Origin of the sequence: Streptomyces bauhiniae, assembly GCF_004784475.1 — a bacterium.
Lineage (GTDB): Bacteria > Actinomycetota > Actinomycetes > Streptomycetales > Streptomycetaceae > Streptomyces > Streptomyces seoulensis.
Map to the genome: position 1 here is coordinate 144,596 of NZ_SRRT01000006.1, position 23,653 is coordinate 168,248.

At 71.4% G+C, this 23,653-nt stretch carries 18 protein-coding genes; 7 read left to right on the plus strand and 11 right to left on the minus strand.

The window, feature by feature from the left end:
• Positions 1-123 precede the first annotated feature (123 nt).
• The 5 genes from E5083_RS20450 to E5083_RS20470 all read right to left on the minus strand — a co-directional run bounded on the left by E5083_RS20450 (position 124) and on the right by E5083_RS20470 (position 3,953).
• Positions 124-357 (minus strand): SGM_3592 family protein, encoded by a 234-nt coding sequence (locus tag E5083_RS20450; protein WP_135787164.1) that lies wholly within the window; start codon positions 355-357, stop codon positions 124-126.
• 88 nt (positions 358-445) lie between these two features.
• On the minus strand, positions 446-1,165 hold the full coding sequence (locus tag E5083_RS20455) for an ABC transporter permease subunit (protein WP_031179129.1): 720 nt from the start codon (positions 1,163-1,165) through the stop codon (positions 446-448).
• Positions 1,166-1,175: 10 nt separating this feature from the next.
• Complete coding sequence (locus E5083_RS20460; RefSeq protein ID WP_135787165.1) at positions 1,176-2,087, minus strand: ABC transporter ATP-binding protein; 912 nt, start codon at positions 2,085-2,087, stop codon at positions 1,176-1,178.
• On the minus strand, positions 2,084-3,001 hold the full coding sequence (locus tag E5083_RS20465) for an ABC transporter permease (protein WP_135787166.1): 918 nt from the start codon (positions 2,999-3,001) through the stop codon (positions 2,084-2,086). Before E5083_RS20465 ends, E5083_RS20460 begins: the two co-directional genes overlap by 4 nt.
• Entirely contained in the window at positions 2,991-3,953 is a 963-nt protein-coding gene (locus E5083_RS20470) for an ABC transporter ATP-binding protein (protein ID WP_135787508.1), read from the minus strand. The genes E5083_RS20465 and E5083_RS20470 overlap by 11 nt, the downstream gene beginning before the upstream one ends.
• Before the next feature lie 245 nt (positions 3,954-4,198).
• On the opposite strand from E5083_RS20470, the gene E5083_RS20475 reads away from it, so the two are divergent.
• Both E5083_RS20475 and E5083_RS20480 read left to right on the plus strand, forming a co-directional pair.
• Positions 4,199-5,950, plus strand: a complete 1,752-nt coding sequence (locus E5083_RS20475; protein WP_208754107.1) for an SDR family oxidoreductase — start codon at positions 4,199-4,201, stop codon at positions 5,948-5,950.
• A 275-nt stretch (positions 5,951-6,225) separates the two neighbouring features.
• A complete protein-coding gene (locus E5083_RS20480; RefSeq protein ID WP_135787167.1) occupies positions 6,226-6,774 on the plus strand; it encodes an RNA 2'-phosphotransferase in 549 nt (182 codons plus the stop codon).
• Between the two features lie 14 nt (positions 6,775-6,788).
• On the opposite strand, the gene E5083_RS20485 is transcribed toward E5083_RS20480, so the two are convergent.
• On the minus strand, positions 6,789-7,691 hold the full coding sequence (locus tag E5083_RS20485; protein ID WP_135787168.1) for an LLM class flavin-dependent oxidoreductase: 903 nt from the start codon (positions 7,689-7,691) through the stop codon (positions 6,789-6,791).
• Positions 7,692-7,798: 107 nt separating this feature from the next.
• Here E5083_RS20485 and E5083_RS20490 point away from each other — a divergent pair, with 107 nt between their 5' ends.
• Positions 7,799-8,722 carry an HAD family hydrolase gene (locus E5083_RS20490; RefSeq protein WP_135787169.1) on the plus strand — a complete coding sequence of 308 codons (924 nt, stop codon included), beginning with the start codon at positions 7,799-7,801 and terminating at the stop codon, positions 8,720-8,722.
• Positions 8,723-8,735: 13 nt separating this feature from the next.
• Here the strand turns inward: E5083_RS20490 and cydD are convergent, their stop codons facing one another.
• The 4 genes from cydD to hisC all read right to left on the minus strand — a co-directional run bounded on the left by cydD (position 8,736) and on the right by hisC (position 16,169).
• On the minus strand, positions 8,736-12,287 hold the full coding sequence (cydD, locus tag E5083_RS20495) for a thiol reductant ABC exporter subunit CydD (RefSeq protein WP_135787170.1): 3,552 nt from the start codon (positions 12,285-12,287) through the stop codon (positions 8,736-8,738).
• Between the two features lie 59 nt (positions 12,288-12,346).
• Positions 12,347-13,351, minus strand: a complete 1,005-nt coding sequence (cydB, locus tag E5083_RS20500) for a cytochrome d ubiquinol oxidase subunit II (RefSeq protein WP_135787171.1) — start codon at positions 13,349-13,351, stop codon at positions 12,347-12,349.
• A 16-nt stretch (positions 13,352-13,367) separates the two neighbouring features.
• A complete protein-coding gene (locus tag E5083_RS20505; RefSeq protein WP_135787172.1) occupies positions 13,368-14,876 on the minus strand; it encodes a cytochrome ubiquinol oxidase subunit I in 1,509 nt (502 codons plus the stop codon).
• A gap of 207 nt (positions 14,877-15,083) precedes the next feature.
• Positions 15,084-16,169, minus strand: coding sequence for a histidinol-phosphate transaminase (gene hisC, locus E5083_RS20510; protein WP_135787173.1), 1,086 nt, complete (start codon positions 16,167-16,169; stop codon positions 15,084-15,086).
• Between the two features lie 407 nt (positions 16,170-16,576).
• Between hisC and E5083_RS20515 the strand changes: the two genes are divergently transcribed.
• From E5083_RS20515 to E5083_RS20525, 3 genes are all read left to right on the plus strand, one after another.
• Positions 16,577-17,689, plus strand: a complete 1,113-nt coding sequence (locus E5083_RS20515) for a LacI family DNA-binding transcriptional regulator (protein WP_135787174.1) — start codon at positions 16,577-16,579, stop codon at positions 17,687-17,689.
• A gap of 298 nt (positions 17,690-17,987) precedes the next feature.
• The gene (locus E5083_RS20520; protein WP_135787175.1) at positions 17,988-19,061 is read left to right on the plus strand and encodes a metallophosphoesterase; all 1,074 of its coding nucleotides are present in this window, start codon (positions 17,988-17,990) and stop codon (positions 19,059-19,061) included.
• 147 nt (positions 19,062-19,208) lie between these two features.
• Positions 19,209-20,069, plus strand: coding sequence for a hypothetical protein (locus E5083_RS20525; protein WP_135787176.1), 861 nt, complete (start codon positions 19,209-19,211; stop codon positions 20,067-20,069).
• Positions 20,070-20,093: 24 nt separating this feature from the next.
• On the opposite strand, the gene thiC is transcribed toward E5083_RS20525, so the two are convergent.
• Positions 20,094-21,893, minus strand: coding sequence for a phosphomethylpyrimidine synthase ThiC (thiC, locus tag E5083_RS20530; RefSeq protein ID WP_135787177.1), 1,800 nt, complete (start codon positions 21,891-21,893; stop codon positions 20,094-20,096).
• Between the two features lie 236 nt (positions 21,894-22,129).
• Between thiC and E5083_RS20535 the strand changes: the two genes are divergently transcribed.
• Positions 22,130-23,581 (plus strand): YibE/F family protein, encoded by a 1,452-nt coding sequence (locus E5083_RS20535; protein WP_135787178.1) that lies wholly within the window; start codon positions 22,130-22,132, stop codon positions 23,579-23,581.
• The last annotated feature ends 72 nt before the right edge of the window (positions 23,582-23,653 follow it).

Sequence of the window (23,653 nt, forward strand, 5' to 3'; positions counted from 1 at the left end):
TCCTCACGGAAGCCGGACATGGCATCACCCGGCTCCGCTCCCGGTACAGGGGCGCGCCGGGCTCCCTGAACCCGGCGTCGGCTCCCCCACTGTGCCCCCGCCCGGAAGCTGGGCGCCAGCGAATTAACCCTTGCGCCGCCGGCGCCGCGAGCGGCTGAAGAACCAGCCCGCCGGGGGCTTGTCGGCCCGCCACGGCTGGGGCTCGGGGCGCTCGGCCCGCCAGCGGGCGGCGAGCATCCGGGCACGGGCGGACGGCTCGGAGGTGCCGGCGGCCCGGACGAAGTCCTCGTCCAGTTCGACACCGTCCCAGGGGTCGGGCACGGTCCCGCCGTCCTCGGCCGGCTCCTCCTGGGCCATGGCGTCCTCCTCGCCGTACTCGCGCTCGTCATATTTCCGTTGGCGCCAGTGTGCCCGGACGGGGATGAGGTCCCCGTCAAGGCGGCTGCTACTCCTCGCCCGCCAGGGTCAGCGCGCGCAGGCGCTGGCCCGCGTACCAGGTGGCGGCGACGGTGACGACGACCAGGAGGGCGGTGGCCGCGGGGAGGCCGACGTCGGAGGTGATCAGGTTGCTGCCGACCACCTTGTGCGCGACCGCGAGCGACCACTGCTGGACGCTCAGGGTGCGCGCGCCGGAGACCAGCGAGCCGAACAGGGCCTCCCAGACCAGGGCGTAGACCAGGCCGAAGACCACCGCGTGCCGCGAGACCGTGCCGAGCAGCAGGAACAGCGCCGAGTAGGCGATGGACGCGACCAGCGCGGCGACCGTGTAGGCGACGGCGACCTGCTGGCCGTTGCCGTTGAGGATCAGGCCCGCGATCAGGGTGGGCAGCGCGGAGAACACCATGGTCACCGCGATGGCGACGATCAGCTTGGTGAAGATGATCGTGGGCCGCTTCAACGGCTTGGACAGCAGATAGACCACGGAGCCGTCGTCGATCTCCGGACCGATCGCGCCGGTGCCCGCGATGACGCCGATGATCGGCACCATGGTGGCGAGCGCGAACCCGCCGAGCACGTCGGCGGCGACCTGGTCGTCGGCCCCGGTGAGCAGGCGTACCGCCACCGAGATCACGATGAGCAGCAGGGGCAGGGCGCCGAGGACGAGGGCCCGGCGGCGGCCGAGCAGGGCCCGGTAGGTGAGCCGGGCGACTGTGGGGTCGTACATCTTCGGCCTCCTACGCCGCGACGAGATACGAGAAGACGGACTCCAGGGACTCGTCCGAGGGCGAGACCGTGAGGAGCCGGATGCCCTGGTCACTGGCGACCTTGGGCAGCAGCGTGGTGAAGCGGCCGAAGTCGACGGCCTGGACGACCAGCCCGCCCTCGACGGCGTCGACCTCGATGCCCGCCGTGGACGGGTCGGCGATCAGCGCGGCCGCGAGGGCGCGGTCGTCGCTGGAGCGGACCAGATAGCGGTGCGGGCGGTCGGTCATCAGGCGGCGGATCTTGCGGAAGTCGCCACTGGCCGCGTGCCGTCCGGCGACGACGACCTCGATGTGCCGGGCGAGCTGCTCGACCTCCTCCAGGATGTGCGAGGAGAACAGCACGGTGCGGCCCTCGTCGCCCATGGCGCGCAGCAGCTCCATCAACTGCAGCCGCTGGCGCGGGTCCATGCCGTTGAAGGGCTCGTCCAGCAGCAGCAGCGAGGGGTCGTGGACGAGCGCGGACGCCATCTTCACGCGCTGGCGCATGCCCTTGGAGTAGGTGGAGATCTTCCGGTCCTGGGCGTGCTCCATCTCCACGGTGGCCAGCGCGCGCTGGGCGGCCTTGGCCCCGAGGCCGTGCAACTCGGCGTTGGCGACGACGAATTCGCGGCCGGTGAGGAAGTCGTACATCGCCTCGCGCTCGGGGACGATGCCGATGTGCCGGTAGACCGTCTCGTTGCGCCACACCGGCTGCCCGTCGAGCGTGACGGTGCCGGTGGAGGGGGCGAGGAAACCGCCCATCATGTTGATGAGGGTGGACTTGCCCGCGCCGTTGGGGCCGAGGAGGCCGGTGACGCCGGGGCCGATGGTCATGGTGATGTCGTTGACGGCGACCACGTTGCCGAACCAGCGGGAGACGTGGTCGATCTGGAGCGTGGTCACAGGCCCACCTTCTTGTAGCGGCGCACGAGCAGGCCGTAGCTCGCGGCGATCAGGCCGAGGACGACGATCAGGTAGACGAGGCCCTCGCCGGTGGACGGGCCGACCCCGCCGGGGAACGACGACGTGCCGCCGAGCAGCGCCGACTGGACGCCGTCGATCAGGGTGACCGGGGAGAACAGCCCGATCCACGGCACCGAACCGCTGTTGCCCTGGGTGTCGGCGATGGCCTGGAGGGTGGAGACGGCGCCGTAGGAGATGGTCATGACGGCGATGACGGCGGCGATGCCGAAGCCGCGGCGCGGGGTGACGGCGGCGATGACCAGGCCGATCCCGGCGAACAGCAGGGAGAGCAGCGCCACCGTGACCAGTCCCTGGCCGAACTTCTCGCTCTGGTGGGCCACGCCCATCTTCGCGAGCAGCGAGCCCACGAAGAGCACGAGCAGCGGGCCGCCGGTGAGGATGAACAGGGCCGAGGCGAGCGCCGCGAACTTGGCGAGCACGTAGTCGGCGGTCTCGATGGGCCGCGAGAAGTACAGCGGGACCGTCTTGAAGCGCAGGTCGCGGGAGACGGACTGCGGTGCCTGGGAGGCGACGAACAGGCTGATCACGGCCTGCATGATGATCGCGTACCGGCTGTAGGGGACCGGCAGGTCGTGCGCCTTGGTGGTCACCGCGACGGCGACCATGATGGCGGCCGGCACGCACATCACCGCGAACAGCAGCATCGGCAGCACCTTGGACTTGGCCGAGCGGCCGAGTCCGTAGGCACCGCGCAGGGACTGCGAGTACAGCGAGCGGCGGGCGTAGGCGCGGCCGAGACGGGGGCCGTCGTAGCCGCGGTAGCCGATGTCGTGGATGCGGGACTGGTCGCCCGAGGGCGCCGGTGCCGTGGGGACGGGCTGGTCAACCGCCATGGCCGACTGCCTCCTTCCGCTGCTCGTCGCGGGTGAACACCTCGGAGATGTGGTGGCGCCGCTGTTCCATCCGGACCAGGCCGAGGCCGAGTCCGGCGACGGTGTCGCGCAGCAGGTCGTACGTCTCCTCGCCCTGTGCGGTGAGCAGCAGGATGTGGCCGGCGCCGGGCAGGCCGCCGCCGTCGTCGTGGGTGTCGATCCCGCGCGCGTGCAGCGCCTCGCGCAGGGCGCGGGTGCCGTCGGGGTGGGTGTCGCTGTCGGTGACCTCGACGGCCAGCGTGGTGGTGCTCTGGGTGAAGTCGGTGGTGGAGCTGGACCGCAGCAGCTTGCCGCCGTCGACGACCACGACGTGGTCGCAGGTGCGCTCCAGCTCGCCCAGCAGGTGGGAGGTGACCAGGACCGAGATGCCGAAGTCGGTGTGGATGCGGCGGATCAGGCCGAGCATCTCGTCGCGGCCGACCGGGTCGAGGCCGTTGGTCGGCTCGTCCAGGAAGACCAGCCGGGGGTCGTGCACCAGCGCCTGGGCGAGCTTGACCCGCTGTTTCATGCCGGTCGAGTAGCCGCCGATGGGGCGGTAGCGCTCCTCGTACAGCCCCACGTGGCGCAGGGTGTCGGCGGTGCGCTCGCGGGCGGCGGTCGGCGGCAGGCCGGACATGCGCGCCATGTGCACGACGAACTCGGTGGCCGAGACGTCGGGCGGCAGGCAGTCGTGCTCCGGCATGTAGCCGACGCGCTCGCGGATGGCGGCGCCTTCGGTCGCCACGTCGAGGCCGAGCACGGCGGCGCGGCCCTCGCTGGCGGGGGACAGACCCAGCAGGATCTTGATCAGGGTGGACTTGCCGGCGCCGTTGGCACCGACGAGTCCCGTCACACCGGGTCCGATGTCCACGGACAGCCGGTCGAGCGCGGTCACCCGGGGGAACCGCTTGCTCAGGCTCTCGGTCACGATCACAGTCACGTCCCCGACGGTAGTGACGTGGGGCACGCGGGTCGTCAGACCACAGAGCCGTCTTGGGGTCCGTCTCGGGTAGTACGGGGCCCTAGGGGGGATGGGCCCTAGGGGGCCCCTGTGGGGACGGGACACGCCGGGACGGTGATCCACCCCTGGGGGATCTCCCCTATTGACGCCACCTCTAACAACTGCCACATTCGCTGAACGGAGTCGGACAGAGTCGTGCGGATACGGGCGGAGGACAAGTGACGCTGAGGGACGCGCGTGAGCGGCGGGTACGCACCGGCGGGATCGACCTGTGCGTGGCCGAACTGGGCGATCCGGGGCGCCCCACCGTGGTGCTGGTGCACGGCTACCCGGACAGCAAGGAGGTCTGGTCCGAGGTGGCCGCCCGCCTGGCGGACGACTTCCACGTGGTGCTCTACGACGTGCGCGGCCACGGTCGTTCGACCGCGCCGAAGCCGCTGCGCGGCGGCTTCACCCTGGCCAAGCTGACGGACGACTTCCTCGCGGTGGCCGACGCGGTCAGCCCGGACCGGCCGGTGCACCTGGTCGGGCACGACTGGGGCTCGGTGCAGTCCTGGGAGTTCGTGACGGTCGAGCGGACCCGGGGCCGCATCGCCTCGTTCACCTCCATGTCGGGGCCCTCGCTGGACCACTTCGGCCACTGGATCGACGCCCGCGTGAAACGCCCGACTCCGCGCCGGGTGGGCCAACTCCTCGGCCAGGGCGCCAAGTCCTGGTACGTGTACCTGCTGCACACGCCGGTGCTGCCGGAGCTGGCCTGGCGCGGGCCGCTGGGCAAACGCTGGCCCAAGCTGCTGGAGCGGGCCGAGAAGGTCCCGGCCGGCGACTACCCGACGGCCTCGCTGCCCTCGGACGCGGCCCACGGCGCCTGGCTCTACCGGGACAACGTCCGCCCCCGGCTGCGCCGGCCCCGCCCGGACGCCGTCGCGCACGTGCCGGTGCAGCTCGTCACCCCGCAGGGCGACGCGTTCCTCTCCGAGCGGCTCTACGACGACCTGGAGCAGTGGGTGCCGAGGCTGACCCGGCGGACGCTCCCGGCCAAGCACTGGGTGCCGCGCACCCGGCCCGACCAACTGGCGCGATGGATCGAGGAGTTCGTGACCTCCGCGGAGCAGGGCGAGGCCTCGCGGGGCAGCGGCCCTCATGCCAGCCGATTCGGCGGGCAGTTGGCGCTGGTCACGGGTGCGGGCAGCGGTATCGGGCGCGCGACGGCGCTGGCTCTCGCGGAGGCGGGGGCGCGGGTGGTGGCGGTCGACCGGGACGCCGCGACTGCTGCCCGTACCGCCGAACTGGCGCTAGCGGCGGGCGCGTCGGGTGCCTGGCCGGAGACGGTGGACGTCTCGGACGAGCAGGCCATGGAGAAGCTGGCCGAGCGGGTGCACCGCGAGTACGGCGTGGTGGACGTGCTGGTCAACAACGCGGGCATCGGCGTCTCCGGCTCGTTCTTCACCACGACTCCGGACGACTGGCGCAAGGTGCTGGACGTCAACTTGTGGGGTGTGATCCACGGTTGCCGTCTCTTCGGGGCGCGCATGGCGGAGCGGGGACAGGGCGGCCACATCGTCAACATCGCCTCCGCCGCTGCCTTCCAGCCCTCGCGGGCGCTGCCGGCGTACAGCACGTCCAAGGCGGCGGTGCTGATGCTGTCGGAGTGCCTGCGCGCCGAACTGGCCGCCGAGGACATCGGAGTTACGGCCATCTGCCCCGGCATCGTCAACACCAACATCACGTCGACGACGCGCTTCACGGGGGTGGACGAGACCGAGGCGCGGCGGCGTCAGGAGCGGTCGTCGCGGCTGTACGGGAAGCGCAACTACCCGCCGGAGAAGGTCGCCAGGGCGATCCTGGACGCGGTGGCGGAGAACCGGGCGGTGGTGCCGGTGACTCCGGAGGCGCGGGGGGCGTATCTGCTGTCGCGGTTCGTGCCGGGGGCGCTGCGCAAATTGGCGCGAGTGGAGCCCAAGTTGTGATCCGGGGATCGGCCGAGGGCGCTCCATCTGCCGTGAAGCGCCCTGAAGTTGATCAACATGCCTGAAACGGGCGCCTGTTGTCCACAGAATCGTCAAAAAGGCTGTGGATAACAGGCGTTGGCTGTGGATCAAACCTGCCCGCGTACATCATGTGCGTGATCCGCGTCTCTCCGGGAGGCTGGAGAGGGGCGGAAATCGGGCTGAAAACGCGGGGCAGCCTGAAGAGAGGGAGATACGAAAAGCGCCATATGAGAGAAATGGGTACATCAGAAGTAATGGACGACAGACGCACCGTGAAGGTGTCCAAGTACCTCTCGAAGCACCTGCGGCACCAGCCCGAGCGCCTCGGGCTCACCCTGGACCCGGCCGGCTGGGTGGAGATCGACGTGCTGCTCGCCGCAGCGGCCGCCCACGGCTTCCCCATCAGCCGCGCCGAGCTGGACCACGTGGTGGCCGTCAACGACAAGCGGCGCTTCGCCGTCGAGGGCGGCAGAATCCGCGCCAGCCAGGGCCACACCGTCGAGGTGGCGCTCGGCCTGCCCCCGGCCACCCCTCCGCCGTACCTGTACCACGGCACCGTCGCCCGCAGCCTGGACGCGATCCGCGCCGAGGGGCTGCGCCCCATGAACCGGCACGACGTCCATCTCTCGGCCGACCGCGAGACCGCGACCCGGGTGGGCGCCCGCCGTGGCCGGCCCGTGGTGCTCGCCGTGGACGCGGGTGCCATGCACCGCGACGGCCATGTCTTCCACGTCAGCGCGAACGGCGTCTGGCTGACCGACGCCGTCCCGCCGCGCTATCTGCGGTTCTCCGAGCCCCGCTGAGGTCCTGCGCCGGCTCAGCCGAGCTGGGCGACGGCCTCGGTCGCGATCTTCTCGAAGACGGCCTGGTCGGCCGCGAAATCCGAGTCGGCGATGGGCCAGTGGATCACCAGCTCGGTGATGCCCAGCGCCGCGTACCGGCCGGCGAAGTCCACGAACGCGTCGACGGAGTCCAGCGGGCGGGCACGGTCCGGGGTGAACCCGGTCAGCATGATCTTGTCCAGGCCGGTGACATCCCGGCCGATCTCCGCGCACGCCTCGGTGAGCCGGCCGATCTGCCGCTCCACCGCCAGCACCGACTGCTCGGGCGTACCGGTCTCGAACAGCTTCGGGTCGCCCGTGGTCACCCACGCCTGCCCGTACCGCGCCGCCAGCTTCAGCCCGCGCGGCCCGGTCGCCGCCACCGCGAACGGCAGCCGGGGCTCCTGTACGCAGCCGGGGATGTTGCGGGCCTCGTGCGCCGAGTAGTGGTCACCCGTGTACGACACCGCGTCCTCGGTCAGCAGCCGGTCCAGCAGCGTCACGAACTCCGCGAACCGGTCGGCCCGCTCACCCGGCGACCACGCCTCCTGCCCGAGCGCCGTCGCGTCGAACCCGGAGCCGCCCGCACCGATGCCCAGGGTGACCCGGCCGCCGGAGATGTCGTCCAGGGAGATCAGCTCCTTGGCCAGCGTCACCGGGTGCCGGAAGTTCGGCGAGGTCACCAGCGTCCCCAGCCGCAGCCGCTCGGTCGCGCCCGCGGCGGCCGTCAGCGTCGGCAGCGCCCCGAACCACGGCCCGTCCCGGAACGACCGCCACGACAGGTGGTCGTAGGTGTAGGCGGCGTGGAACCCCAGCTCCTCGGCCCGCTGCCATTTCGCCCGGCCCCCCTCGCTCCAGCGGTCGACGGGGAGGATGACGGTACTGAGACGAAGGGCCATGCCGACGAGCCTACGACGCCCGGATGGCCGGCCGGGACCCGATCCTGAACGCGTCTGACGCGTACCTGCCCTCATCTGGGCCCCGTGCCGCACGATCGTGCGCGCATATGCGCGAGAATGCTCGGGTGACCTCAGCGACCAGAGAGCCGGGGACCCCGGCCCCCGCACAGCCGTCGGCCCCGTCCGGACGAGGAGGGGGCTCTCTTCCGCCGCGCCTGATCGCCACCGACCTCGACGGCACCCTGCTGCGCGACGACCAGACCGTCTCCCCGCGGACCGTCGCCGCGCTGGCCGCTGCCGAGAAGGCGGGCATCGAGGTCTTCTTCGTCACCGGCCGCCCCGCTCGCTGGATGGACGTCGTCAGCGAGCATGTGCACGGCCACGGCCTGGCGATCTGCGGCAACGGCGCCGCCGTGGTCGACCTGCACGGCGGACCCGGCGCCCACCGCTTCGTGAAGGTGCGCCAACTGGCCAGGGAGAACGCCCTGAAGTCGGTCCAACTGCTGCGCGAGGCGGCCCCCGGCACCCTGTTCGCGGTGGAGCAGACCTACGGCTTCCACCAGGAGCCCGCCTATCCCAAGCTGCACCTGGAGATCCCGGACACCCTGCGCCCCGCCGAGGAACTCCTCGCGCCGGACGGGGTCGCGGCGAGCCAGCCGGTGCTGAAGATCCTGGCCCACCACCCCGACCTCGACCCGGACGCCTTCCTCACCCTCGCCCGGATCGCCATCGGCGGCCACGCCAACGTCACCCGGTCCAGCCCCAGCGCGCTGCTGGAGCTGAGCGGACCCGGCGTCTCCAAGGCCAGCACTCTGGCCCTGTGCTGTGCCGAGCGCGGCATCTCGCACGAGGAGGTCGTCGCCTTCGGCGACATGCCGAACGACATCGAGATGCTGACCTGGGCGGGGCGCTCCTACGCGATGGGCAACGCCCACCCCGACACCCTGGCCGCCGCCACCGGCCGCACCCACGCCAACAACGACGACGGCGTGGCCCGCGTGATCGAGGACCTGCTCGCCGGACGGGTCTGACCGGCCCCGCAGGTCACAGCACGACGAGGGCCTCCGCCTCGGCCTCGCGGCGGGCCATCGTGGCCAGCGGGCCGTCCACGGCGAGCAGCTCGGCGTAGGGGCCGCGCTGCACCACACGGCCCGCGTCGAGCACGAGCACCTCGTCGACGGCGGCGAGACCGGCGAGCCGGTGCGTGATCAGCAGCGTGGTGCGGCCCTCGGTCGCGGCCAGCAGGTCGTCGGTCAGAGCGTCCGCCGTGGGCAGGTCGAGGTGCTCGGCGGGCTCGTCCAGCACCAGCACCGGGAAGTCCGCGAGCAGCGCGCGGGCCAGCGCGAGGCGCTGCCGCTGACCGCCGGAGAGCCGGGCGCCGTGCTCGCCGACGTGCGTGTCCAGGCCCTCGGGGAGCCCGTCCACCCAGTCCAGCAGCCGGGCCCGCAGCAGCACGTCCCGCAGCTCCGCCTCGGTCGCGTCCTTCCGGGCGAGCAGCAGGTTCTCCCGGACGGAGCTGTCGAAGAGGTGGGCGTCCTGGGCGCACAGCCCGACCAGCCGCCGTACCTCGTCACCGTCCATCTCGGCCGCGTCCACCCCGGCCAGCGTGTACGTGCCGGAGCCGGGGTCCAGGAAGCGGAGCAGCACCTGGGCGAGGGTGGTCTTGCCGGAGCCCGAGGGGCCGACCACGGCGATCCGGCGGCCCCGGTCCAGGGTGAGGTCGAGCCCGTGGAGCGCGTCCCGGTGCTGGTCCTCGTAGCGGGCGGTCAGGTCCTTCACCACGAGCGGGAACGGCGAGGCGGGGGCCTCGCGCGGGTGCTCGGGCTCGTGGACCGGCACCGGGGCGTCCAGCACCTCGTAGACCCGCTCGGCGCTGCGGGCGACCCGCTGGCGGTAGCGGACGGCCAGCGGGAGGCCGAGCACCGCCTCGAAGGCGGCCAGCGGGGTGAGGACGACCACGGCCACCAGCACGCCGTGGATACGGCCCCCGGCCGCCGCCTGCGCGCCAAGCAGCGCGGCCACGGCGACGGTCAGGCCCGAGATCAGCGCGGTCAGGCCGTCGCCGAGCGCGGTGACCCCGGCCGAGCGGGACGCGATCCGGGTGAGGGTGCCGTCGGCGTTCCGGGTGGCCGCCGTGCGTGAGGGCAGCGCCCCGGCGACGGTCAGCTCGGCGGTGCCGGTGAGCAGGTCGGTGACACGGGTGGCCAGCACGCCCCGGGCGGGCGCCAGCCGCCGCTCGGTGCGCCGGGCCACGGCGGCGGTGATCAGCGGGACGCCGACTCCGGCGAGCAGCAGGCCGACGGCGAGCGCGGCCCCCGCCTCCGGGAGCAGCCAGGCGGTGAAGCCGACCGAGGCGGCGGAGACGACGACCGCCACACCGGTGGGCAGCAGCCAGCGCAGCCAGTAGTCCTGGAAGGCGTCCACATCGGCGACGAGCCGGCTGAGCAGGTCGCCGCGCCGGGTGCCGCGCAGGCCGGCCGGGGCCAGCCGCTCGAGCCGCTTGTAGACGGCGACGCGGGTGTCGGCCAGCATGCGCAGCACGGCGTCGTGCGACACCAGCCGCTCGCTGTACCGGAAGACGGCACGGCCGATGCCGAAGAACCGGGTGGCCGTCACCGCGACCAGTAGATACAGCACCGGCGGCTGTTGCGAGGCACGGGAGATCAGCCAGCCGGAGGTCGCCATCAGACCGACGGCGCAGCCGAGGGCAAGGCTGCCGAGCAGCAGCGCGAAGAGCAGCCGTCCGCGCCGGGCGGCGGCCACGGAACGGACGCGGGCCAGGATGCCGCGCTCACGGGCCGTCGCCTGCTCGGGCGCCGGCTCGTCCCGGTCGTCGTCGGTGTCGTCCGGCTCGGGGAAGAAGGCTTCACCGCCGGCGGGCTCGGGCACATGCGCGTCGAGCGCGGTGGCGGCGAGTTCGGGGGCGAGCACCTCGGCCATGACCGGCTCGGGCGCGGCGGCCGGCTCGGCCAGCTCCAGCCGCACCACCCGGTCGGCGACCTCCAGCAGGGCGGGCCGGTGCACGACGAGCAGCACGGTGCGGCCGACGGCGAGCCGTCGTACCGCCGCGACGACGTCGGCCTCGGTCGCGCCGTCCAGCGCGGCGGTGGGCTCGTCCAGCAGCAGCACCGGCCGGTCGGCGAGGAAGGCGCGGGCCAGGGCGAGCCGCTGCCGCTGACCTGCGGAGAGCCCGGCCCCGTCCTCCCCGAGCACGGTGTCGGCGCCCGCAGGGAGCGCGTCCACGAACTCCAGCGCACCGGCATCCGCCAGCGCCCGGCGTACGGCGGTGTCGTCCGCGTCGGGGCGGGCCAGGCGTACGTTCTCCGCGATGGTCCCGGCGTACAGGTGCGGGCGCTGCGGCACCCAGGCGATGCGGGAGCGCCATTCCTCCAGGTCGAGGTCGGCGAGGTCGGCGCCGCCGATGCGGACCTGGCCCTCGGTGGGCCGGACGAAGCCGAGGAGCACGCTGAGCAGGGTGGACTTGCCCGCGCCGCTCGGCCCGATCAGGGCCACGGTCTCGCCGGGGTCCACGGAGAAGGAGACATCGGTGACGGCGTCCGTCGAGCGGCCGGGGTAGCGGACGGTGACGGAGTCGAAGGCCAGGGAGCCAGCCGGGACGGGCGCGGTGCCGGTGGCCGGGACCGGCGTCTCGAGCACGGCGAAGATCTCCTCGGCGGCCGCGAGACCCTCCGCCGCCGCGTGGTACTGCGCGCCCACCTGGCGCAGCGGGAGGTACGCCTCCGGAGCCAGGATCAGGATGACCAGGCCGATGTACAGGTCCATCCCGCCGTGCACCAGCCGCATGCCGATGGTGACGGCGACCAGCGCGACGGAGAGCGTGGCCAGCAGCTCCAGCGCGAAGGAGGAGAGGAAGGCGATCCGCAGGGTCCGCATGGTGGCCCGGCGGTACTCGCCGGTGATCTTGCGGATGGACTCGGCCTGCGCCTTGGCCCGGCCGAACACCTTCAGCGTGGGCAGCCCCGCGACCACGTCCAGGAAGTGGCCGGAGAGCCGGGACAGCAGCGACCACTGCCGGTCCATCCGGGACTGAGTGGCCCAGCCGATCAGCATCATGAAGACCGGGATGAGGGGGAGGGTGGCGACGATGATCGCCGCCGAGACCCAGTCCTCGGTGACGATCCGCGCCAGCACCGCCACCGGGACGACCAGGGCGAGGCCCATCTGCGGGAGGTACCGCGAGAAGTAGTCGTCCAGGGCGTCGACGCCGCGCGTGGCCAGGGTGACCAGCGAGCCGGTGCGCTGGCCGCTCAGCCAGCCGGGACCCAGCACCGCGGCCCGCTCGACCAGCCGCTCCCGCAGCTCGGACTTCACGGCCGCGCTGGCCTTGTGCGCCGCCAGCTCCGTGAGCCAGGAGACCAGCGCCCGCCCGCAGGCCACGCCGGCCAGCAGGGCAAGCGGCGTGACCAGGTCACTTGCCGACTTGCCGTGCTGGAAGGCGCCGACCACGATTTCGGCGATCAGCATGGCCTGAGCGATGACCAGGCCGGCGCCGAGCCCGCCCAGGAGGACGACCGCCACGAGGAAGAAGCGCGTGGCACGGGCGTAGCGCAGCAGGCGGGGATCGATCGGTTTCACGTGAAACGTGTCCTTCAGTCCCGAGAGTGTGTTTCACGTGAAACATACCCTTGAGGCGGTCAGTGTGCGGCTTCGGCGATGTGCTGGGTGCCGATGCGCTTGCGGAAGACCCAGTAGGTCCATGCCTGGTAGAGCATGACCAACGGGGCGGCGATGACGGCGCACCAGGTCATGATCTTCAGGGTGTACGGGCTCGACGAGGCGTTGGACACCGTCAGGCTCCAGTCCGCGTCGAGGGTGGACGGCATCACATTCGGGAAGAGCGACAGGAAGAGCATCGCCACGGCGGCCGCGATGGTCACCCCGGACAGCGCGAACGCCCAGCCCTCCCGTACCCGCCAGATAGCGCCCAGCGCACCGAGCAGGGCGACGGCCGCCACGACGAGGGCGACCAGGCTGGCGCCGTCCCCGCTGTGGAGCTGCGTCCAGACCAGGAAGCCGAGCGCCAGCACGACGGTCACCGGGCCGAGGCGCAGGGCCAGGGTCCGGGCCCGTGTACGGATGTCGCCGACGGTCTTGAGCGCCGTGAACACCGTCCCGTGGAAGGTGAACAGGGTGAGCGTCACCGCCCCGCCGAGCAGGGAGTACGGGTTGAACAGGTCGACCAGACCGCCGACGTACTCGAAGTGCTGGTCGATCTTCACGCCCCGCACGATGTTCCCGAAGGCCACGCCCCAGAGGAACGCCGGGATCAGCGAGGACCAGAAGATGGCCCACTCCCAGTTGCGCTGCCACTTCTCCTCGGGCCGCTTGGCCCGGTACTCGAAGCCCACGCCCCGCACGATCAGGCAGACCAGGATGAGCAGCAGCGGCAGATAGAAGCTGGAGAACAGGGTGGCGTACCACTCCGGGAAGGCGGCGAAGGTCGCACCGCCCGCGGAGAGCAGCCACACCTCGTTGCCGTCCCAGACCGGGCCGATGGTGTTGATCAGCACCCGCCGCTCGGGCCGGTTCCGGGCCAGCAGCCGGGTCAGGACACCGACCCCGAAGTCGAACCCCTCCAGGAAGAAGTAGCCGGTCCACAGCACGGCTATGAGGACGAACCAGACGTCATGCAATTCCATGGCTGTTCCCCCAGCGCTAGTACGAGAAGGCCATCGGCCGGTCGGCGTCCTGGTGGTCGCCGCCGATCTTCGTGGGCGGGTTGAGGTCGGCCTCGGTCAGCTCCGGGGGCCCGGCCTTGGCGTACTTGACCAGCAGCCGGACCTCGATCACCGCGAGGATCGCGTACAGCGCGGTGAAGACGGCCATCGAGATGGCGACCTCGGCCTGGGAGACACCGGGGGAGACCGCCTGGCGGGTCTGGAACAGGCCGTAGACGACCCAGGGCTGGCGCCCCATCTCGGTGAAGATCCAGCCCCAGGAGTTGGCGATCAGCGGGAAGGCCATCGTCCAGGTGGCCACGCGCCAGAACCAGAAGGTGAGCTTCGGGCCCAGCGTCCGCTTCCCGAACAGCACCAGATGCGGCACCTCGTCCTCGCCGGTACGCAGATGCCGGGGGAGCAGGAACTTCTTCCGGGTCAGCCAGAGCCCGAGCGCCCCGAGGGTGAAGGAGGCCATGCCGAACCCGATCATCCAGCGGAAGCCCCAGTAGGCGACCGGGATGTTGGGCCGGTAGTCACCGGGCCCGAACTTCTGCTGCTCGGCCTTGTTGACGTCGTTGATGCCGGGGACGTACGAGGTGAAGTCGTCGTTGGCGAGGAAGGACAGCAGGCCCGGCACCTCGATGGCGACGGTGTTGTGGCCCTTGTCCACGTCGCCGTAGGCGAACACCGAGAACGGCGCGGGCTTCTGACCGTCCCACAGGGCTTCGGCGGCGGCCATCTTCATCGGCTGCTGCTTGAACATCACCTTGCCGAGGGTGTCGCCGCTGATGGCGGTGAGCAGACCGGCGATCACCACGGTGACCAGGCCGAGCCGAAGCGAGGTCCGCATCACCTTGATGTGCCGGCGCCGGGCCAGGTGGTAGGCGGCCAGACCCACCATGAAGGCGCCGCCGGTCAGGAAGGCCGCGGAGAGGGTGTGGAACGCCTGGGCGAGCGCGGTGTTCTGGGTCAGCACGGCCCAGAAGTCGGTCAGTTCGGCGCGCCCGCGCTCCTTGTTGATCCGGAAGCCGACGGGGTGCTGCATCCAGGAGTTGGCCGCGAGGATGAAGTACGCCGAGAGGATCGTGCCGATCGAGACCATCCATATGCAGGCCAGATGGATCTTCTTCGGCAGCTTGTCCCAGCCGAAGATCCACAGTCCGATGAAGGTCGACTCGAAGAAGAAGGCGATCAGCGCCTCGAAGGCCAGCGGGGCACCGAAGATGTCCCCGACGAACCGCGAGTACTCCGACCAGTTCATGCCGAACTGGAACTCCTGCACGATGCCGGTGACCACGCCCATCGCGATGTTGATCAGGAAGAGCTTGCCCCAGAACTTGGTGGCCCTGAGGTAGACCTCCTTCTCCGTGCGCACCCAGGCGGTCTGCAGCCCGGCCGTGAGGGCGGCCAGGGAGATCGTCAGCGGGACGAACAGAAAGTGATAGACGGTGGTGATGCCGAACTGCCAGCGCGCCAAGGTCTCCGGCGCCAACGCCAGTTCCACGTCGTCACCCCTCCTTACTTCGCCGTTCCGGTGCGGCTTTCGCCGCTTATGCCCCCCACATATGGAGCAATCCGGTCGGAGCTTGTGAAAGCGTTCACATTCACAAGCCATTATGGCGCACACGTATTCGGCATCCACAAGGGGGCCCCTACGACGAGGGGCCCCGCCTCCCGGCAGGGCCCCTCACCTACGGACTGCGGACCGGCGTCAGCCGGCCACCTCGCGGCGGAACGCCTCCGCCGCCTTCAGGAACATGTCGTTCGCCTCGTTCTCGCCGACCGTCACCCGCACACCCTCACCGGCGAACGGCCGCACGACCACCCCGTGGTCCTCGCACGCCGCGGCGAACTCCATGGTCCGCTCCCCCAGCCGCAGCCATACGAAGTTGGCCTGCGTCTCCGGCACCGTCCAGCCCTGCGCGCGCAGCGCGTCCACCACCCGGGCACGCTCGCACACCAGCGAGCCGACCCGGCCGAGCAGCTCGTCCTCGGCCTGGAGCGAGGCGATCGCCGCCTCCTGCGCGACATGGCTGACGCCGAAGGGCACCGCCGTCTTGCGCAGCGCGGCCGCCACCGGCTCGTGCGCGATGGCGAACCCGACCCGCAGCCCGGCCAGCCCGTACGCCTTGGAGAAGGTGCGCAGCACGCAGACGTTCGGCCGCTCCCGGTACAGCTCGACCCCGTCGGGCACCTCGGGGTCCCGGATGAACTCCCGGTATGCCTCGTCCAGCACCACCAGCACGTCCTTCGGCACCCGGTCGAGGAACCGCTCCAGCTCGGCCCGGCGCACCACGGTGCCGGTGGGGTTGTTGGGGTTGCAGACGAAGATCAGCCGGGTCCGCTCGGTGATCGCGTCCGCCATCGCGTCCAGGTCGTGCACATCGCCCGGCGTGAGCGGCACCTGCACGGGCGTGGCCCCGCTGATCCGGGTGATGATCGGGTACGCCTCGAAGGAGCGCCAGGCGTAGATCACCTCGTCGCCCGGACCGCTGGTCGCCTGCACGAGCTGCTGGGCCACGCCGACCGAGCCGGTGCCCGTGGCGAGGTGGGAGACGGGAACGCCGAAACGCTCCGCCAGCTCGGCCATCAGGCCGCCGCACGCCATGTCGGGGTAGCGGTTGAACTCGGCCACGGCCGCCGCGACCCGCTCCATGACCCCCGGCAGCGGGGGATAGGGGTTCTCGTTGGAGGACAGCTTGAAGGCGACCGGACCCTCGGCCGAGGCGGGCTTGCCCGGCTTGTAGGTGGGGATACCCTCCAGCTCGGCGCGCAGCTTGGGGCTCGTCTCGCTCACCGCAGTCCTCCTCGCGACCACCGGCGGACCGTCGACGCCGCCGGCATCCAATGCTCCTCACCTTATGAGGATTCGGCGCGCTTGCGTACCGGTGCGCCCCCGCTTCCCTGCCTGGGGGGCATGCATGGCGACTGGCTGCGCTTTAGGGGGCGCACCGCGCATTTGTCCATGCGCCGGTGGCTCGCGCCGTGGCGCGCATCCCCCGTGAAGGTGAGTTGAGACCTCTTCGAAACATGGGGTACTTGGCAGGCCCACGCGCGTCGACAAGACACGTCCTGCCATCGGACCGGCCAACTGACTTGCTTTCAAAGGTGGTTGGGGCCTGACGACCATGCAGAAACGTGCCTGTCAACGCATGCATATGCGTCCGCCCTACCCCACCACAAGAGCCCTACTATCGGCTCGCCATGACAGCAGCAGGGAAGCACCAGGTGAGCCGCGCGGAAACCTCCCGGCGGGGCAGCCGGCCCGGACGGGCCGGCATCAGAGACGTGGCCGCCGCCGCCGGGGTCTCCATCACGACCGTCTCCGACGCCCTCAACGGCAAGGGGCGGCTCCCGGACGCCACCCGCCGCCATGTCCGCGAGGTCGCGGACCGACTGGGCTACCGGCCCTCGGCCGCCGCCCGCACCCTCCGTACCGGCAAGTCCGGCCTGATCGGCCTGACCGTGACCACGTACGGGGATGAACCTTTCACCTTCACCGAGTTCGCCTACTTCGCCGAGATGGCGCGGGCCGCCACCTCCGCCGCGCTCGCCCGCGGGTACGCGCTGGTCATCCTGCCGGCGACCTCCCGGCACGACGTGTGGTCCAACGTCGCGCTGGACGGCACGGTCGTCATCGACCCCTCCGACCAGGACCCGGTCGTCAGCGAACTGGTCCGGCAGGGTTTACCGGTCGTCTCCGACGGCCGCCCGGCCGGCTCCCTGCCGGTCACCGCCTGGGTCGATAACGACCACGAGGCCGCCGTCCTCGGCATCCTCGACCACCTCGCCGCCGCCGGGGCCCGCCGCATCGGCCTGCTCACCGGCACCACCACGGACACGTACACCCACCTGTCCACCACCGCCTACCTGCGCTGGTGCGAGCGGGTCGGCCAGGACCCGGTCTACGAGGCGTACCCGGCGCACGACCCGTGCGCGGGCGCCGTCGCCGCCGACCGGCTGCTCGCCCGCCCGGACCGCCCGGACGCCGTCTACGGCCTCTTCGACCCCAACGGCACCGACCTGCTCGCCGCCGCCCGGCGCTACGGCCTGCGCGTCCCGGACGACCTGCTGCTGGTGTGCTGCAGCGAGTCCACCGTGTACGCGACCACCGAGCCGCCCATCACCACCCTCTCGCTGAAGCCGCGCCGCATCGGCACGGCGGTCGTACAGCTCCTCATCGACGCCATCGAGGGGGTCGAGTCGGACCAGCCGGTCGAGCAGGTGATACCGACGGAGCTGATCGTGCGCACCTCCTCCCAGCGCCGTCCGCCGCGCACCACGGTCAGCCCGCCGCGGACGCCGGAACGGGACTGACGGAGAACCGGCCCGAGGGGGGTCCGGAGAGGTCCGCGAGGCGTGGCGGGTCCGCCGCGCCTCGTCGAACCGGGGCGGACGACCGCCCGGCGGGCACGCGATCCCGAGCGGGCAACCGGCCGGACTCCTGCCCAATCGGGACGAAAGCCCCAGTGATCAGGGACCTCACCGTGATTCACCACCCCTGGGTCATCACATGGCGCGACGCGCATTCCTATGATGGGCGCACGACACCGCGGGCCGCTGCGACCAGGCAGTCCGAAGCGGTGCAGCTTCGGCGCGATGGTGGAGGGGTCTGATGACTCAGGGGGCCGGTCAGGGACCCGAGACGGAGCGTACGGCGACGTTGCGCGACTTCCGGGTGCCCGCGTACGTCCACGAGACCGGTCCGTACGCCGACGTGCACCCCGGTGACGTCGTCCCTCCGCACGAGGAGGAGCACCCCGACGGGTACACCCCGACCGAGCGCGACCTGCCGGTCATCCAGCGCGACACCCTTCCGCCGCCACCCGTCGAGCCCGCTCCCGCCCCGGCGCCGCAGTCCGAGGCCGGTCCCGGTCCGCTGTTCGTCGTGGGCGACGTGCACGGCTACATCGAGGAGCTGCTGAGCGCGCTGCGGGAGAAGGGCCTGGTCGACGAGGAGGGCCAGTGGTGCGCGGGCACCGCACGGCTGTGGTTCCTCGGCGACTTCACCGACCGGGGCCCGGACGGCATCGGCGTCATCGACCTCGTGATGCGGCTGTCCGCCGAGGCCGCGGCGGCCGGCGGCTACTGCAAGGCGCTCATGGGCAACCACGAGCTGCTGCTGCTGGGCGCCAAGCGGTTCGGCGACACCCCGGTCAACTCCGGCGCGGGCACCGCCACCTTCCAGGCGGCGTGGCTGCTCAACGGCGGCCAGAAGACCGACATGGACCGCCTCCAGGACCACCACCTCCAGTGGATGGCCCGGCTCGACGCGGTCGAGGAGGTCGACGGCCATCTGCTGCTCCACTCCGACACCACCGCCTACCTCGACTACGGCGACTCGATCGAGGCGGTCAACGACACCGTCCGCGACGCGCTGACCCGCAACGACGCGGACGAGGTCTGGGACCTGTTCCGCAAGTTCACCAAGCGCTTCTCCTTCCGCGACGAGGGCGGCGCCGACGCCGTGCGCTCCCTCCTGGATACGTACGGCGGCTCCCGGGTCGTTCACGGCCACAGCCCGATCCCTTATCTGCTCGGCCAGGTCGGCTCCGAGGAGGGCGAGGAGCGGGGCGAGTCCCACGTCGAGGGCCCGCACGTCTACGCCGACGGCCTCGCCATCGCCATGGACGGCGGCGTGACCATGGCCGGAAAGCTGCTGGTCCAGCAACTCCCGCTGGACATCTGACGGTTCGCCTGGTCCCAATTTCCAGCAACCCTCTGTCTCCGTGCGGTATGACAGCTCTACCATCGGCTTATCCGTAGCAGGCTCCCCTCCGTTTCTGCCCGACGGCTCGTCACCATGCGAGCCCCAAGCCCTACGGAGCATCGGGGGATGCACATGAACAGCGTTCCGCAGCACCTGCTGAGCGAGGACCGCCGGGAATTCGAGCGGCTCCTCGATGAGGCGCTGCGCTCCGCACCGGACCACCCGGAGCTGTCCGGCATCGGACAGCGGCTCAACCCCGAGCAGTTGCGCACGATGGCGCTGAGCGCCACGGCCCTCATCGCGGCGGCCGCCGCCGCCGAGTACCAGCACTACGTCGAGGTCCGCGAGGAGCTGCGCCATCCGGCACCGGCCCCCGAGACGGCCGTCGCGGAAACCGCCCCGGCGGAAGGCGAATCGGGCTCCCTCGGGCTCGCCGCCGCCCTCGGGGAGACGGCCGAGGCCGCCGGCGCGGGCGCCAGCGCGATGGTCGCCGTGCTCGCCCCCGTGCTCGCCGGGACGGCCGCCGTGATCTTCCTGCTGGTCGGCTACCTCCTGCGGATGGTCGCCCCCGGCCGGCAGTTCGGCCGGACCATGGTCACCGTCGGCTGGGTCTTCGGCGCCGTGACGGCGGCGGCGATCCTGGTCGCCGGGGTGGCGCTGCTGCTCACCGCGCTGCGCAACAGCTCCTCCGCCGAGGCCGCCGCCCAGGCGGAGGCCCGCGAGGCGGTGGCGCGGGCACGGGAGGAGTGGCGGGACGCCCTGCTGGAACGCGGCATCCTGCCCTTCCTCCGCGACGCCCTCGCCCAGCCCGGCACCCCCACCGCCCAGCCCCTGCCGGCCCCCGGCCCGAGCCGGATGCCCCGCCTGGGCTACGGCCGCCCCGGCTTCACCAGCCCCGACGACGGCACCGCCACCGACCGGCCCCGCTTCAGCAGCCCGGACTACTCGAGCCCGGACTTCGGCGGGCCGGAACACCAGCCGGACTGAACATCCGGCCGGCGTCCCGTACGACTAGTCCTCCGCGATCGGCAGGTAGACCCGGTTGCCCGTGGCCGCGAACTCCAGGGACTTCCTGGCCATGCCCTCCTCGATCTCGGCCCGGTTGCCGCCGTGCTCGCGCCGGATGTCCTGCGAGATCTTCATGCTGCAGAACTTCGGCCCGCACATGGAGCAGAAGTGGGCCGTCTTGGCGGGCTCGGCGGGCAGTGTCTCGTCGTGGAACTCCCGTGCCGTGTCCGGGTCCAGGGCGAGGTTGAACTGGTCCTCCCACCGGAACTCGAAGCGGGCGTCCGAGAGCGCGTCGTCCCACTCCTGGGCGCCGGGGTGCCCCTTGGCGAGGTCGGCCGCATGGGCGGCGATCTTGTAGGTGATGACGCCGGTCTTGACGTCGTCCCGGTTGGGCAGGCCCAGGTGCTCCTTGGGCGTGACGTAGCAGAGCATCGCGGTGCCCCACCAGGCGATCATCGCGGCGCCGATACCGGAGGTGATGTGGTCGTAGGCCGGTGCGACGTCGGTGGTCAGCGGGCCGAGCGTATAGAACGGAGCTTCATCGCAGATCTCCTGCTGAAGGTCGATGTTCTCCTTGATCTTGTGCATCGGGACGTGCCCGGGGCCCTCGATCATGGTCTGTACATCGAAACGCCTGGCGATCCGGTTGAGTTCCCCGAGCGTGCGCAACTCCGCGAACTGCGCCTCGTCGTTGGCGTCCGCGATCGAACCGGGCCGCAGTCCGTCACCGAGCGAGTAGGTGACGTCGTAGGCGGCGAGGATCTCGCAGAGTTCCTCGAAGTTCTCGTACAGGAACGACTCCTTGTGGTGCGCCAGGCACCAGGCGGCCATGATCGAGCCGCCGCGCGAGACGATGCCCGTCTTCCGGTTCGCCGTGAGCGGGACGTACGGCAGCCGCACACCGGCGTGCACCGTCATGTAGTCCACGCCCTGTTCGGCCTGCTCGATCACCGTGTCCTTGTAGATCTCCCAGGTCAGCTCCTCGGCCCGGCCGTCGACCTTCTCCAGCGCCTGGTAGAGCGGCACGGTGCCGATGGGGACGGGGGAGTTGCGCAGCACCCACTCGCGGGTGGTGTGGATGTTGCGGCCGGTGGAGAGGTCCATGACCGTGTCCGCGCCCCAGCGGGTCGCCCAGGTCATCTTCTCCACCTCCTCCTCGATCGAGGAAGTGACCGCCGAGTTGCCGATGTTGGCGTTGACCTTCACCAGGAACCGCTTGCCGATGATCATCGGCTCGATCTCCGGGTGGTTCACATTGGCGGGCAGTACGGCACGGCCCGCCGCGATCTCGTCGCGGACCACCTCGGGAGCGACGTTCTCCCTCAGCGCCACGAACTCCATCTCGGGCGTGATCTCCCCCTGGCGGGCGTACGCGAGCTGGGTGACCGCCCGGCCCGTGCGGCCGCGCCGGGGCTGGCGGGGCCGTCCCGGGAAGACGGCGTCCAGGTTGCGCAGCCCGCCGCGCGGCGAGGTGTGCTTGAGCCCGTCGTCCTCGGGGCGGACCGGACGGCCCGCGTACTCCTCGGTGTCGCCACGGGCGACGATCCAGTTCTCCCGCAGCGGGGCCAGCCCCCGGCGGACATCGGTGTCGGCTTCCGGATCGGTGTACGGGCCGGAGGTGTCGTACAGCGTGACCGACCGGCCATTGGTGAGATGCACCTGACGGACCGGCACCCGCAGGTCGGGGCGCGAACCCGCGACATATGCCTTGTGCCAGCCGATGGACTTCCCGGCCTCCTCGCCCGACGAGCTGTTCGTCGCGTTCTGCGTGGAGGCAGGCGTGCGTGCGTCCTTGTTGGTCATGAGACCTACTCCCTACGCCGGCATTACCCGGTAACAGGTTCGGCGGTCGACGCAGCGATTCCCGTCCGCAGATGCTTCCCGGGAACCACGTTCCACGTGAAACATCGCAACGACGGAGGTCAGCGCCCTCTCAGCCCGGTGCTCCGAGCTCCCGCGTGTGCAAAGGTGCCTCCACGCTAGCGCCCTATGTGACGGGATGAACAGTGGGCCTCCCCCGTTCTTGCAATGATCGGGCAGTGACCACGACGCAGCAGCCTCCCTACCCTCCTCCCGGCCCACCCCACCGGCCCGGCTCCGGACCAGGCCCCGGCGACGGGGGTGGGCATGGGCACGGCGGCCACGGACACGATGGGCACGGGCACGGTGGACACGGCTCGGGGGGCGGGCACGGCCACTCCCACAGCCACGGCCCCGCCGCGCCGGTCTCCAAGCATCTGCGGAAGGTCATCGCGGCCATCCTGATCCCGTTCAGCGCGGCCGTCGTGGTCGGTCTGGTGGTGCTCTGGCCCGGAGGCGCGCCCCCGCACCAGCGCACCGGCGTGGGCTTCGACCGCCAGACGCAGCAGGCCACCGTCACCACGGTGACCTCGGTGAGCTGCCAGGTCGGCGGCGCGGGCGGGCAGGCCCCCGTCGGCGATCCCTCCGCCACGGGCGGTGCTCCGGCCGCTCAGGAGGACAAGAAGGGCCCCTGCAAGAAGGCCACGGTCCGGGTCGACACCGGCAAGGACAAGGGCCGCACCTTCACCGAGCTGGTGCAGCCCGACCAGACCCGGCAGTTGCACCAGGGCGACAAGGTCGTGGTCGCCTACGAGCCCAAGGCACCGAAGGAACTCCAGTACGCGGTCACCGATCTGGACCGCAAGTTCCCCATGGCCCTGCTCGCCGGGATCTTCGCGGTCGCCGTCGTGGTGGTGGGCCGGCTGCGCGGTGTCATGGCGCTGGTGGCCCTGGCGGTCAGCTTCCTGGTGCTGACCCTGTTCATCCTGCCCGCGGTGCTCCAGGGCTCGAACCCGCTGCTGGTGGCGGTGGTCGGATCGAGCGCGATCATGCTCATCGCCCTGTACATGTGCCACGGCCTCTCCGCGCGGACCTCCGTGGCGGTGCTCGGCACGCTGGTCTCGCTGCTGCTGATCGGCGTCCTCGGCTCGCAGTTCATCGGCTGGGCCGCGCTCACCGGCAACACGGACGACAACACCGGCCTGATCCACGGGCTCTACCCGTCGATCGACATGAGCGGCCTGCTGCTCGCGGGCGTCATCATCGGCTCGCTGGGCGTGCTGGACGATGTGACGGTCACCCAGACCTCGGCGGTGTGGGAGCTGCACGAGGCCAACCCCTCGATGGGCTGGCGCGGGCTGTACCGGGCGGGCATCCGCATCGGCCGCGATCACATCGCGTCCGTCGTCAACACCCTGGTCCTCGCCTACGCGGGCGCCGCACTGCCCTTGCTGCTGCTGTTCTCCATCGCGCAGAGCGGGGTGGGCACGGTGGCCACCAGCGAGCTGGTCGCGGAGGAGATCGTGCGCACGCTGGTCGGCTCGATCGGTCTGGTCGCCTCGGTGCCGGTCACCACCGCGCTCGCCGCCCTGGTCGTCTCGGCGGACCGCCCCGCGCCCGGTACGGCGGCTCCGGCGGGCGCCCAGCCCGTCGCGGCCACGGGGGGCCGAGGGCGGCGCCGGAAGCGCTGAGCGGGGGCGCGCGGGCGCCGGCGGGCGGGGGCGAGCGCCGAACCCATGCAGAAGCGTTTCTTCAAAGGTTCA

Excerpts from the sequence above, each read along its gene's own strand:
- E5083_RS20450 (WP_135787164.1), bottom strand. The coding sequence starts at position 357 with ATGGCCCAGGAGGAGCCGGCCGAGGACGGCGGGACCGTGCCCGACCCC.
- E5083_RS20485 (WP_135787168.1), bottom strand. The coding sequence starts at position 7,691 with ATGGCCCTTCGTCTCAGTACCGTCATCCTCCCCGTCGACCGCTGGAGC.
- E5083_RS20465 (WP_135787166.1), bottom strand. The coding sequence starts at position 3,001 with ATGGCGGTTGACCAGCCCGTCCCCACGGCACCGGCGCCCTCGGGCGAC.
- E5083_RS20525 (WP_135787176.1), top strand. The coding sequence starts at position 19,209 with ATGCACATGAACAGCGTTCCGCAGCACCTGCTGAGCGAGGACCGCCGG.
- E5083_RS20515 (WP_135787174.1), top strand. The coding sequence starts at position 16,577 with ATGACAGCAGCAGGGAAGCACCAGGTGAGCCGCGCGGAAACCTCCCGG.
- E5083_RS20455 (WP_031179129.1), bottom strand. The coding sequence starts at position 1,165 with ATGTACGACCCCACAGTCGCCCGGCTCACCTACCGGGCCCTGCTCGGC.
- E5083_RS20520 (WP_135787175.1), top strand. The coding sequence starts at position 17,988 with ATGACTCAGGGGGCCGGTCAGGGACCCGAGACGGAGCGTACGGCGACG.
- E5083_RS20480 (WP_135787167.1), top strand. The coding sequence starts at position 6,226 with ATGGACGACAGACGCACCGTGAAGGTGTCCAAGTACCTCTCGAAGCAC.
- E5083_RS20490 (WP_135787169.1), top strand. The coding sequence starts at position 7,799 with ATGCGCGAGAATGCTCGGGTGACCTCAGCGACCAGAGAGCCGGGGACC.
- thiC (WP_135787177.1), bottom strand. The coding sequence starts at position 21,893 with ATGACCAACAAGGACGCACGCACGCCTGCCTCCACGCAGAACGCGACG.
- cydB (WP_135787171.1), bottom strand. The coding sequence starts at position 13,351 with ATGGAATTGCATGACGTCTGGTTCGTCCTCATAGCCGTGCTGTGGACC.